Raw genomic sequence first — 12,132 nt, forward strand, 5'->3', positions numbered from 1 at the left:
GAGTGCCCGCAGGAGCATGATCTGTCCCCAAATGGGCGCCGACGCAAACGACGACGGCCCCCACCACAAGGTGAGGACCGCCGTCGTTTGCTCTAAAGCGTGATGCTTGGCGCTGTATCGCTACAGCAGGGAGGCTTAGAAGCCGCCCATGCCGCCCATGTCGTCGCCGCCGGCAGCCGGAGCGTTCTTCTCGGGCTTGTCGGCAACTACAGCCTCGGTGGTCAGGAAGAGACCAGCGATGGAAGCAGCGTTCTGGAGAGCCGAGCGGGTGACCTTTACGGGGTCGTTGACGCCGGCAGCCAGAAGGTCTTCGTAGACGCCCGTGGCAGCGTTCAGGCCGTGGCCCGAAGGCAGGCCGCGAACCTTGTCCACAACAACGCCCGGCTCAAGGCCAGCGTTGAAGGCGATCTGCTTCAGCGGAGCATCGATGGCAACCTTGACGATGTTGGCGCCGGTTGCTTCGTCACCCTGCAGGGTCAGGTTTGCGAATGCCTTGGCACCGGCCTGGATGAGGGCAACGCCACCACCGGCGACGATGCCTTCTTCAACGGCAGCCTTTGCGTTGCGGACAGCGTCCTCAATGCGGTGCTTGCGTTCCTTGAGCTCAACTTCGGTTGCGGCACCGGCCTTGATGACTGCAACGCCGCCGGCCAGCTTGGCCAGGCGCTCCTGCAGCTTCTCGCGGTCGTAGTCGGAATCGGAGTTCTCGATCTCGGCGCGGATCTGGGCCACGCGGCCTGCGATCTGCTCGGCGTCGCCGGCACCTTCAACGATGGTGGTCTCGTCCTTGGTGACAACAACCTTGCGGGCGGTGCCGAGGAGTTCCAGGCCAGCGTTCTCGAGCTTGAGGCCAACTTCTTCGGAGATGACCTGGCCACCGGTGAGGATGGCGATGTCGGCGAGCTGTGCCTTGCGGCGGTCACCGAAGCCCGGAGCCTTGACGGCAACGGACTTGAACGTGCCACGGATCTTGTTGACGATCAGGGTGGCCAGGGCCTCGCCCTCGATGTCTTCGGCGATGATCAGCAGCGGCTTGTTGGACTGCATGACCTTCTCCAGAACCGTGACGAGTTCCTTCACGTTGGAGATCTTGGAGTTCACGATCAGGATGTACGGGTCTTCAAGAACCGTTTCCTGACGCTCTGCATCAGTGACGAAGTAAGCGGAGATGTAGCCCTTGTCGAAGCGCATGCCCTCGGTGAGTTCGAGCTCCAGGCCGAAGGTGTTGGATTCCTCGACCGTGATGACGCCTTCCTTGCCCACCTTGTCCAGGGCTTCGGCGATCAGGCTGCCGATTTCCGGGTCACCGGCGGAGATGGAAGCCGTGGCTGCGATCTCTTCCTTGGTTTCGATTTCCTTGGCGGAGGCCAGCAGTTCGCTGATGACTGCTTCAACAGCCTTCTCGATGCCGCGCTTGAGGGACAGCGGGTCGGCGCCGGCGGCAACGTTGCGGAGGCCTTCCTTCACCAGTGCCTGGGCGAGGACGGTTGCAGTGGTCGTACCGTCGCCAGCGACGTCATCCGTCTTCTTGGCAACTTCCTTGACCAGTTCTGCACCGATCTTCTCGTAAGGATCGTCCAGCTCGATCTCCTTGGCGATGGACACGCCATCGTTGGTGATCGTGGGGGCGCCCCACTTCTTTTCGAGGACGACGTTGCGTCCACGCGGGCCGAGGGTGACCTTGACGGCGTCGGCGAGGATGTTCAGGCCCCGCTCGAGGCCGCGGCGTGCCTCTTCATCAAATGCAATGATCTTGGCCATAACGGCGGTAGTCCTTTCGGGACAGTCGTTAAGAAGGTACCTGTCAGATAGGGTGCCCGCGACGGACGGTTCTTCGCTTGCGGCCTATGTATGCCCCGCGCTCCGAACCTCACCCCACCAAGGTGTTTCTTGATCCTCCAGCGGTTCGGCAGAAGTCCATCACCGGCGTTAACCGGGCTGGACTTAGCAGTCGAACAGCAGGAGTGCTAAATCAATAATTAGCACTCGACCGGGGAGAGTGCAAGCAGGGATGCCACTTTGCTCTATAAACAAAGGGGTTTCAGCCGAGGGCTGACGGGAACAGGGATATGGTGTCGCTTTTCGAGTCAGGCGACGCGGACACCTTCAGCCTGCGGACCCTTCTGGCCCTCCCCCAGTTCGAACTCAACCCGCTGGCCCTCCTCAAGGGCCCGGAATCCGTCCATCTGAATGGCGGACCAGTGTACAAAGACGTCGTCGCCGGATTCATCCACAGTGATGAAGCCGTAGCCTTTTTCGGCGTTGAACCATTTGACGGTTCCCAATGCCATGATGCCCACACTTTCGCAGTAGCCAAGACCGGTTGCCGGGATCTCCGTACCGGAATCAATCCACTGTAACCACTGTCACTATCTCCGCGCTCCCATGGAAGGCGCGGGGGTGACTTTTGTTATTGAGGCTTAACCGAGTTGGAGCATTCCGGGCACGTTCCGGGCCGGGCGGGCTACTGGAAACCAGGTCCTGCCACAACCACCAGGGGCTGCTGAACCTCAGGGGATTCAACGATCGACTGAATACCCAGCAGCGCACCCAAGGCCTCAGCGTTGATCTTCTGTTCCGGGGCGTTGTAGAAGATCACGGAGGTCTGCTGCGGCAGGCCACCCCAGTTGCCCACAGTACTCAGGGTCCAGCCATCCCCTTGGACAAGACCGGCCACCCGGCCAGCCAAGCCAGCCGTCCCTGCGCCGTTGTAGACGGCCACAGGCGTGGTCTTGTCCACCGGAGCCGCGGACGTCGTCGCAGATGGAACGTCCGACGGCGAGGTGCCCGGGCTGGGTTCGCCGGACGGTGCACTGCTGGACTCGCTCGGGGCCGCAGATGGCGAGGCGTCAGTTTGCTGGGGCGCCGGCGTCGAGACGCTTGAGGACGCGTTGGGCGCCACCAGCCCAAGGTTCGGGAGGATCAAGTACGCCGCCAGGCCAAGCACCAAGGCAACGGCACCAACAGTCAGGACCGGCCACAAAGTGGGGCGCGCGGTGTCCTGGGCGTCGCGGTGGACGCCCTGCCGGGAAGTGTTCTGCGGGACCTGGTCGAATTCGTCCCTGGCATATTTGGTCATGGTGAAGCGTTGTCCTTGCTGGTTGCTGCTGACAGATCAGCCTGGCGATTTACGCGTCGGACCCCAAGCGACGTGCCGTCCGCGCACGCTGGCGGGACGTACGTAGTCTACGCAATCTCTTGACGAGCATGGGATCGTGAGCCAACGCGTCCTCGGTGTCGATCAGCGCGTTCAGTATCTGGTAATAGTGTGTGGCGGAGAGATCGAACAGCTCACGGATGGCCTGTTCCTTGGCGCCGGCGTACTTCCACCATTGCCGTTCCAACGCCAGCATTTGCTGGTCCCGTTCGCTGAGCGGCGAGTCGCTGCGCGTCCCGGCCGCAAGGTCTTCGAGCGCAAAACCGGTTGCCTGCGGCGCCATCGGTTCCGGTGCTGGTTCTGCCACGGCACACTCCTTCGACGCTTGGTGGGGGAAAATGTCCTACCCCCATGTTACGGGCGAATAACAACGCTGTCATTCGGCGTGCCGACTCCGTGCGGGAGACAATGACGTGGTGACTGGCGAGGATGCACTTTTTGATCTTGAACCCGCGGATGCCAACCAAGGGGACTTTGCCGCCCTTGTGGAGCGCCCGCTGGACGAACTCATGGCTCCGGACTGGGCAGCTGCCCTGCGCCCCGTGGAGGCCCACCTTCGTGAGGCATTGGCGTTTGTTTCGGCTCAGGCTGGCAGCGGGACCCAGGTGCTTCCGGCCGCCCACAACATGCTGCGCGCCTTCAAACAACCCCTGGCCGACGTCAAAGTACTGATTCTGGGCCAGGACCCGTACCCAACGCCGGGACACGCCGTCGGGCTTTCCTTTGCCGTGTCGCGGCAGACGCGACCCATCCCGCGAAGCCTTGCAAATATTTACCGGGAGCTTCACGACGACCTCGGCTTGCCACCCAGGGTGCACGGCGATCTCAGTGCCTGGACGGATCAAGGGGTGCTGCTGCTCAACCGGGTCCTCAGCGTCTCAGCCGGGAGCGCCGGTTCACATCGGGGCAAAGGCTGGGAGGCGATCACGACGGCGGCCGTCACCGCCGTCGCCCACCGCACCGACGCTGCGGGCCGGCAGAGCCCGTTGGTCGCCATTCTGTGGGGCAAGGATGCCGAAGGCGTACAGCCGCTGTTGGACGGTGCGCCGGCGATCGTGTCGGTCCACCCCAGTCCCTTGTCGGCCTCGCGGGGCTTCTTTGGTTCCAAGCCCTTCAGCCGAACCAACGAGCTGCTGAAGGCGCAAGGCGCAGATCCGATCGATTGGGAACTCCCGGTCCTGTAGCCCTCCCACCACCCCCTCCCACAAACCCCCTCTCACCAAACCACCCCCTCCCACAAACCCCCTCTCACCAAACCACCCCCTCCCACAAACCCCCTCTCACCAAACCACCCCCTCCCACAAACCCTCTCTCACCAAGCGACGAACGATGAGAGAGGATCCGCCCAAACCCGACGAACGATGAGAGAGGATCCGCCCAAACCCGACGAACGGTGAGAGAGCGTTGGTTGTAACGTTCGACTCATACCCAGCAGGCCTTCAGCGAATTAGCTTAGGCTTACCTACATGACTGCCCTCCCCGTCACCTCGTCCGCCACACGCAAAACACGCCCGCAGGTCAATCTGACAGTGCTGCGCAAGGAACGCCTCTCGCCGCATATGGTGCGGATCGTTGCCGGCGGGCCTGGATTCAGCGACTATGCGAACAACGAGTACGTGGACCGCTACGTCAAGATCGTTTTCCCGCAGCCGGGCGTCGATTACCAGCATCCTTTGGACCTGTGGGCCATCCGCGAGACCATGCCGCGCGAGCAGTGGCCCCACACCCGCACTTACACCATCCGCTGGGTGGACCTGGAAGCGCAGGAACTGGCCATCGACTTCGTGGTCCATGGCGATGAAGGCCTCGCGGGCCCTTGGGCGGCAGCAGCCGAACCCGGCGACTCACTGATCTTCACCGGACCCGGCGGCGCCTATAACCCGGCGCCCGACGCCGATTGGTACCTGTTCGCCGGCGACGACGCCGCTATCCCGGCCATTGCGGCCTGCGTGGAAACACTCTCGGCCGATGCCCGCGGTACGGTCTTCCTCGAGGTGGACAGCGAGGCGGACATTCTTCCCATTTCCGCACCGGAAGGCGTTGAACTGCACTGGCTGCTGCGCAGCGGAGTTCCTGCAGGCTCCAGCGACCTCCTGCTTGAAGCCTTGCGCACCACCGAATGGCTGGATGGTCGCGTAGACGTCTTCGCCCACGGCGAGCGTGGCTACATGAAGGGTCTCCGTGAGATCTTCTTCAGGCAGCGTGGCCTGGAGCGTGCACAGGTTTCGTTGTCCGGATACTGGGCCCAGGGCCGCGTGGAGGAAGTCTTCCAGGCCGAGAAGAAGCTGCCCGTAGGACAAATCTAGCTTTCGTTCTTAAAGCCGAACGACGCCGCCCACGTGGCGGCGCCGTTCGGCTTTTGTCGTTAGCGTCTGCGTACTCTCCGGCGTTCGTTGCTGGAGAGACCCTTCGTCAGCGGCCTGGCCAGGTTGTCGCCTAGCACAATTCCCGCGGCCACACCCATGACGATCGCTGCAGCATTGAGCATGCCGCCGGCGCCCACCAGAATGTCTCCCTCTTCGACGGTCAAAACATACATCGAACGGAATATAGTGAGGCCCGGCAGGAGGATCAAGGCTGCCGGAACGGCGACCACCAGCTGCGGGGCACCCAGTTTGAGCGCCACGACGCGGCCCAGCAGACCGATGACCACGGCCGCGACGGCGGGCGACAAACGGTCGCCAAGCCCGGCTGCCCCGGCCCCCCACAAAACGAAGAAGCCCACAATGCCGACCGCCGCCGTCGGAAGTAACAGACGCATTTGCGTTTGTTCGGTGACGCCGATGGCCACCACCGCTATGGCGATGAGGATCGCGCGGCCCCAGAGAGGATACGCGTCCGGGAATGTGTCCGTGACGTCCAGAACTGCGCTGCCCATCAATGTTCCGACGACGACGGCCACACCAATACCAGCCACGATGGCACCGAAGGTGAGCGCGGTGGAAAGGAACCGGCCGGCCGCGGTGACCGGGAAGCCGTTGATCGCATCCTGCACCGAGGACACGAGTCGTCCAGTGGGGAGGAGCAGCAGGATTCCGCCAGCCACCACAATGGACGGAGCGATGTCCACACCCGCCCATCGGAGCATCAAGGCAATAAAGGTGACAAGGAACGCGCACGCCATGGTGTTGAAGAAGTCCGCTGTCCGCCACCTGGCGAGTTGGCGGGAGAGCAGGCTGATCAGGATGTTCGAGCCAAAGGCCACGGCCGACGCGCCAAGCCCACCGCCCAGGACGCCGACGAAGACCGCAGAAAAGATACCGAAGGCGATGGTAACCATCCAGCGCGGGAACGGTTTGGCGCTGCGGATGATTTCATTCAACCGGCGCACGGCCTCGTCCCTGCCCACACCCCCGGCCACAATGTCCGTGACCAGTTGGTGTACCTGGGCAAGACCAGCGTAGTTGTTGGTCCAGGAACGGACTACGCGCAGCAGCGTAATAGGCGTCTGGTCCTTGGGGGCGTAGTTGATGGCCACCGACTGGTTGGTGATGTCCACTTCAACGTTCTTCAGGCCAAGGGCAGCCGTGACGGCGATCATGCTCGTCTCGACCTCCAAGGCGCCTGCCCCATAGCGGAACATAACCTCAGCCAGGTGCAGGGCGAAGTCAATGGTCTTCCGGGCGGAAGCATCCACTCCCACCACCTGGATGGTGGGGTTGGCGTACGGACTCCCGGCGAGCCGATCCACGATGTTCATGGGGGCCGTGGGCGGACTATCGCCTTGAACCAGCCGCATCAGCATGCGTTTGGCGTTGACGTTCTGCCGGACCTGCGACGGACGCAACGGTTGGGTCTTGGGTAAACCGTCAGTGTGGGGCCTGCTGGCGGACCCCTCGGGGCGTTCAGTCACGCGGTGATCCTCCCTTGGCTTGTTTGATTAGCGGTTCCCCCGAAGTTTTCCTACTACAGGCAATTTCTCAAGGGGCAATCGTCCCAGTACTGTCTGGGCGGCCCCTGCGAGCTTCCTGACCACGCGGTAGGCGTTGAAGACGAGCGGGTTTACCGGTGCCACGAAGTCGCCCACCAGTTGGACTACCTCGCCGCCGAAGCCCTTCTTGAACTCGTAGCCGCCGTGGCCGGTCTCGTCCTGGCCTTGGATGCCGAACGTGCCATAGAAGTTGTAGCGGGAGTACCCGTTGTTGAGTGCGTGCAGCATCATGCCCCAGTACAGGGACGTGGCGCCGTTGAAGTAGATATAGTCCTGGACGGTGCCGCCGATGACGCACACCAGTTCCTCACCCGAGCAGGCAAAGTGGATAGCTGCCACGGTTGCTACGCCTACGGAGTCAGGGAAACGCTCAATGTCCTTCAGGCTGCGCTCGTAGCTGTCCACGAGGTCCTGAACCACCTTGACGCGGTTGGCCTTCTTCTTGCTGCCGGTCTCCTCGACCTCGCGCTTCAGATCGGCCAGGGTTTTGGACTCAGCATCAAGGCGCTCCGTGATGGAGGCCCGGTACTCGGGGATGTTGATCTTGGCCATCATGAGCTTGGTGAACTCATCGGAGGTATTGCGGAGCAATTGCTCGTAATACTCGCGTTCGCGGTACGTGAAGCCCTTTTCGTCACCGGCGGTGCTCAGCGCGTTGTAGAACTCATCCAGCGTCTCCAGCGTGGCCTGTTCCAGGTAGACGCCGTTCTTTTCGGCCTTCCGGATGGCTTTGCGGGTGCGGTAGTTCATGCCCATGATGAGCTCTTCGGAATCGGCGATCCCGTCGAGCTGCTTGATGAACATCCAGTTGATGTTGGCGAAGTTCATATCGAAGCCCTGGTGCTTGAAGCCCAGGCCTTCGAACTCCTTCAGCAGCGGACGATTGTCCTCTACCTCGGGATGCTCGGCCCCTTCTTCGTCGCGTGCGATGTAGCGGATGTTGGGCGAAATGCGCAGCTCAGCGGCTTTCTTCGAAGCCGCGTGCTTCTTCAACTGCTCGACGACGAAGCTCACCGCTGAGGGGTCGCTGTAGTCCATCAGTGGTCCCTTGGCGCAGTCGGCGATTTTGTACCCGATGCGGTTGGACGTGTAGACCAGCTTTCCCGCAGCAATAAGGCTGCCGTCTTGCATCACTCCAAAGAGCTCGACCTCCTGCCCCCGTGCACGCTGGAAACGTGTGAGATCGAGGGATTGGATGAAGCTGCCTTGGGGGTGTCCCTTGGCGAATGTCTCGAAATCAGCGTCACTGAGAATCACGAATTCCATGTCGGTTCCAGCCTCAATCGGAGTCAAAGAAAATACCTCACCTAACAGTAGATTTGCACCCGTTGGTGGCCGGGGCGGGCCTGAAGTTGGCTTGCTGGTTGTGGCCGGCCGTCAGTAGAACTGGCCGCCGGTGCGCATGGTTTCGAGTCGACGGAAGATGCGCTCCGCACCTTTGAGCCACAGCTTGTGGCGGACTGGACCCAGCACGAGGTCGTAGCAACCCACAAAATCCGTGACGGTCTTGGTAAAACTCGTCTTGAACGAACCCAGGCCATGGAGCGGGTGGGCCTTGTCCTTGATCCTTGCAGCCGGCGGTGTTCCGCAGAAGTCGTATTCCACGCACCCCAATTCCTGCATACGCTGGATGGCCGCCCATTGGACCAGATGAGAGTCGCCGTACTGCTGACGGTTCTGGGTTGACCCGCCGTCCTTGTACGTGGCTTTGGAGCCGTAGTTGATGACGAAAGCACCAACGCTGGGTGCGCCGTCCTCGTAGACAAAGAAGAAATGGCCCTGCCCGCGGCTGCAGAATTCTTCCCAGAACGTGGAGTAGTACTCGTAGCTCCGCAGCGGCATGGCACCCTTGGCGTTCATGGTGTTCTGCATGAGGGAATAGAGCTTGCGGTAGCTGTCCTCGCCCGGCTCTGCCTGCCTTACCTCGCAGCCTTCACGCTCAGCCCTGCGGACTGCGTTGCGGGCACGGGAAGAAATGCTGCGGAGGACTTCATTGGCCGGCGCCGATATGTCCAGCAGCGCCGTGGAATCGTTGGACTGGATGTTGGGGGCTTTCACCAATCCGGCGGCCGTCAACTGGGACGTTGCCTCGGCAGACTCCACTACATCAGGTTCGATCTTGATGCTGAAGACGTTCATCTTCTTCTCGCGAGCCAGCGCGGCGACTGCTTTGAGGGCAGGCTGAATATCACTGACATCTGCGACGTCCGGCCCCTTGATCAGATACCAGAGCCGACCCAGCACAGGGAACTTCTTCTCCAGGAGCAGGTTGTAGCTGGAGTACTCCTGAGTCTCGACGACGAGCCGCCGGACCAGCCAGCCGTTTCCGTCCTTGACTGCCGCGTAGGCATCCGACTGCAGCATGTTGCCGCCATTCGGATTCGCCGTGACGTGCTTGTCCCAGTTATCGATTTCCTCGGCGGTGGCAAAGCGGGCGGTAAATTCTCGCAAGGTGGCCGTGTCCAATCTCAGGGTTTTGGTGCAGTGTTCAAAAGCGTAGTGCGCATGCGGACATGCAGTTCCAAGTCTATCGGGCCAGGAAAAATCGGCGCGTTGGGGAGCCGCCGGGCACCCTCGTGGACGGTTTACAAACGGATCTGGTCCGTGCTCTCCAGTTGAATCGCTTTGGGCTGCTTGCCGAGTTCGCGCTGGCCGCTGACGAGGCGGTCCGCGTTGGTGAGCCTGCTGAGACTCAATCCCGTGAGGTCGGCGATCTGCCCAATGGGAACCTGGAACGTCCGGAATGGTCCCAGTGGCGGCGGTTCGCCTTCCAAGAGTCGCTCCGTAATGGCCTTCTTGAGGTCAACCTTGCCCAGCAACGGCGATTGGTCCAGGACGAACCCGACGGCGGCAAGCTTGGCATCGTTGGTCCACGCCGCAATCTTCCAGAACTTCCGCGGAATCTGGACGCCACGGTAGGGCTGATCATCATCGAGGAAGACCGGGCCGGTGAAGACACTGAGCTTGGCGTCGTGGGCATCGGCGTGTCCCAGCACGTGGTCCTCCAGCCCCACCCACAGCTCCTTGCCCTGGTTGAAGTCGTCCACTTGCGGCGCAGCATTGGTGAAAGCAAAGGTGTCCTGGTTGGCTTTCTTGGCGGTTGCCGCATCACCCCAGACCGGATCCAGACGCCGTACCAAGTGCCCGCGATCGAAGGCGTTGTTCTTGTAGACGTCCGGGCCCGCCTGCTGTTCTTTGGGGATCCTGTCATCGAAATGCCAGGTTCCCTCACGTGCCAGGGGGTTCAGTTCCGCGCCACTGATGTTGACGCCCACGATCGCCGCGAGCTTCCGGGCAGCCCGGAAACGCACGGAAAAGTGGATGTAGTCCAACAGAATCGTCGTTACCGACGGACTGGGCAGCTCAAGGCGTGCCCGCAAAAAATCCCTGTCGTATCCCCCGCTCATGGATACAGCATGGCACTAGGGACTGACAGTAAAAAGACTCAGCATTCGACGACGTTGACGGCCAGGCCGCCCATCGCGGTTTCCTTGTACTTATGGGACATGTCCTTGCCCGTCTCGCGCATGGTCACGATCACCTCATCGAGGGAGACCCGGTGCGTCCCGTCCCCCCACAACGCCATCTTCGCCGCGTTGATCGCCTTCGCCGCCGCGATCGCGTTCCGCTCAATACACGGAATCTGCACCAACCCGCCAATCGGATCACACGTGAGCCCCAGGTTATGTTCCATCGCGATCTCCGCAGCGTTCTCCACCTGACCCGGCGTACCACCCATCACCTCAGCCAAACCAGCAGCAGCCATCGACGACGCCGAACCCACCTCACCCTGACACCCCACCTCAGCACCCGAAATGGACGCCTGCTCCTTATACAACACCCCCACAGCACCGGCAGCGAGCAGGAACTTCACCACCACATCATCCCGGTCCGCCTGGGTGGCCTTGTCCATCCCCGGCGCATAATTCAACGCGTAATACAACACCGCCGGAATAATCCCCGCAGCACCATTGGTCGGAGCCGTCACCACCCGGCCACCAGTCGCGTTCTCCTCGTTCACCGCCAGAGCGATCAGGTTCACCCACTCCTGCCAGTACTTCGGATCGTTCCGGTCCTTGTCCTCCTTCAGGAGCCGCTCCAACCAGTCAGGAGCACGACGACGGACCTTCAACCCACCCGGCAGCACGCCTTCACGCTTCAACGAGGTCTCAACACAGGCCTCCATCACCGACCAGATATGCAGAAGACCATCACGGATCTCCTCCTCAGACCTGCTGGCACGCTCGTTGATGAACATGATGTCGGAAATCCCCAAACCCTTGGACGCGCACCGGCCCAACAACTCCGCCGCCGTCCTGAACGGCAACGGCAACTCCTTCTTCGACTCCTCAAGCTCCTCCCGGGCCGCGTCCTCCTCGCCCTCCCGGACAATGAACCCGCCACCCACCGAAAAGAACGTCGCCTCCCGCAACACATTCCCCTCCGCGTCAGAGACAGCAAACTTCATCCCGTTCGTATGCCGCGGCAACACCGTCAACGGGTGCAGGATCATATCCTCCACCGCGTAGGGCAGCTCCACACCCTCACCGGACGCACCCGCAAGATTCAGCACACCCGTCTCCGCGATCGCGGCCAACCGCTCCTCCACTTCATCGGGAAGGATCAGCTCGGGGTGATACCCCTCCAAGCCCAGCAAGGTAGCCGTCATGGTCCCATGCCCACGGCCCGTCGCGGCCAACGACCCATACAAATCAACCCGCAACGACGCAACCGAGCCCAGGACACCAGCGTCCTTCAACTCACCAGCAAACACCGCCCCAGCACGCATCGGCCCCACAGTATGCGAACTCGACGGACCAATGCCCACGGAGAAAAGATCGAAAACACCAACAGCCATGGCCGGGATCCCTTAATACAGCTTGAAACGGTCCGGCAGATGGTCCTGCCGGATGGCCTCCACCGCTTGTGGCGGTAGTCGACCGAAGCACGACGCCGGATGGCCCCCAAAGGCGGCAACCCGGCGTCGCAATACTATTCAGTTCTACAAACACGCTACGCCACAGTGTGAGTGCGTGGGTGGCCC

At 61.7% G+C, this 12,132-nt stretch carries 11 protein-coding genes; 2 read left to right on the forward strand and 9 right to left on the reverse strand.

The features are described from left to right. Positions 1 to 135: 135 nt before the first annotated feature. The 4 genes from groL to BMY91_RS07530 form a co-directional block, all read right to left on the reverse strand. The gene (groL, locus tag BMY91_RS07515) at positions 136 to 1,761 is read right to left on the reverse strand and encodes a chaperonin GroEL (protein WP_089593895.1); all 1,626 of its coding nucleotides are present in this window, start codon (positions 1,759 to 1,761) and stop codon (positions 136 to 138) included. 326 nt (positions 1,762 to 2,087) lie between these two features. Beyond that, positions 2,088 to 2,291, reverse strand: coding sequence for a cold-shock protein (locus BMY91_RS07520; RefSeq protein WP_011773737.1), 204 nt, complete (start codon positions 2,289 to 2,291; stop codon positions 2,088 to 2,090). Positions 2,292 to 2,464: 173 nt separating this feature from the next. Beyond that, a complete protein-coding gene (locus BMY91_RS07525; protein ID WP_090820456.1) occupies positions 2,465 to 3,079 on the reverse strand; it encodes a LytR C-terminal domain-containing protein in 615 nt (204 codons plus the stop codon). 49 nt (positions 3,080 to 3,128) lie between these two features. Continuing rightward, positions 3,129 to 3,464, reverse strand: a complete 336-nt coding sequence (locus BMY91_RS07530) for a DUF3263 domain-containing protein (protein ID WP_090820458.1) — start codon at positions 3,462 to 3,464, stop codon at positions 3,129 to 3,131. Positions 3,465 to 3,570: 106 nt separating this feature from the next. On the opposite strand from BMY91_RS07530, the gene BMY91_RS07535 reads away from it, so the two are divergent. Next, entirely contained in the window at positions 3,571 to 4,341 is a 771-nt protein-coding gene (locus BMY91_RS07535) for a uracil-DNA glycosylase (RefSeq protein WP_090820460.1), read from the forward strand. A 282-nt stretch (positions 4,342 to 4,623) separates the two neighbouring features. Further along, entirely contained in the window at positions 4,624 to 5,463 is an 840-nt protein-coding gene (locus tag BMY91_RS07540; RefSeq protein ID WP_090820462.1) for a siderophore-interacting protein, read from the forward strand. Between the two features lie 59 nt (positions 5,464 to 5,522). Here the strand turns inward: BMY91_RS07540 and BMY91_RS07545 are convergent, their stop codons facing one another. The 5 genes from BMY91_RS07545 to BMY91_RS07565 form a co-directional block, all read right to left on the reverse strand. Next, positions 5,523 to 7,010, reverse strand: coding sequence for a threonine/serine exporter family protein (locus BMY91_RS07545; RefSeq protein WP_090820464.1), 1,488 nt, complete (start codon positions 7,008 to 7,010; stop codon positions 5,523 to 5,525). Positions 7,011 to 7,037: 27 nt separating this feature from the next. Further along, positions 7,038 to 8,354: a peptidoglycan bridge formation glycyltransferase FemA/FemB family protein gene (locus tag BMY91_RS07550; protein WP_090820466.1), complete on the reverse strand. Its 1,317-nt coding sequence runs from the start codon at positions 8,352 to 8,354 to the stop codon at positions 7,038 to 7,040. Between the two features lie 111 nt (positions 8,355 to 8,465). Further along, a complete protein-coding gene (locus tag BMY91_RS07555; RefSeq protein ID WP_090820468.1) occupies positions 8,466 to 9,554 on the reverse strand; it encodes a lipid II:glycine glycyltransferase FemX in 1,089 nt (362 codons plus the stop codon). Positions 9,555 to 9,673: 119 nt separating this feature from the next. Next, positions 9,674 to 10,495: a DNA/RNA non-specific endonuclease gene (locus BMY91_RS07560; RefSeq protein ID WP_090820471.1), complete on the reverse strand. Its 822-nt coding sequence runs from the start codon at positions 10,493 to 10,495 to the stop codon at positions 9,674 to 9,676. 38 nt (positions 10,496 to 10,533) lie between these two features. Continuing rightward, positions 10,534 to 11,946 (reverse strand): L-serine ammonia-lyase, encoded by a 1,413-nt coding sequence (locus tag BMY91_RS07565; RefSeq protein WP_090820473.1) that lies wholly within the window; start codon positions 11,944 to 11,946, stop codon positions 10,534 to 10,536. Positions 11,947 to 12,132 lie beyond the last annotated feature (186 nt).

It is taken from the genome of Arthrobacter sp. yr096, assembly GCF_900108925.1.
In the GTDB taxonomy this organism is placed as follows: Bacteria; Actinomycetota; Actinomycetes; order Actinomycetales; family Micrococcaceae; genus Arthrobacter.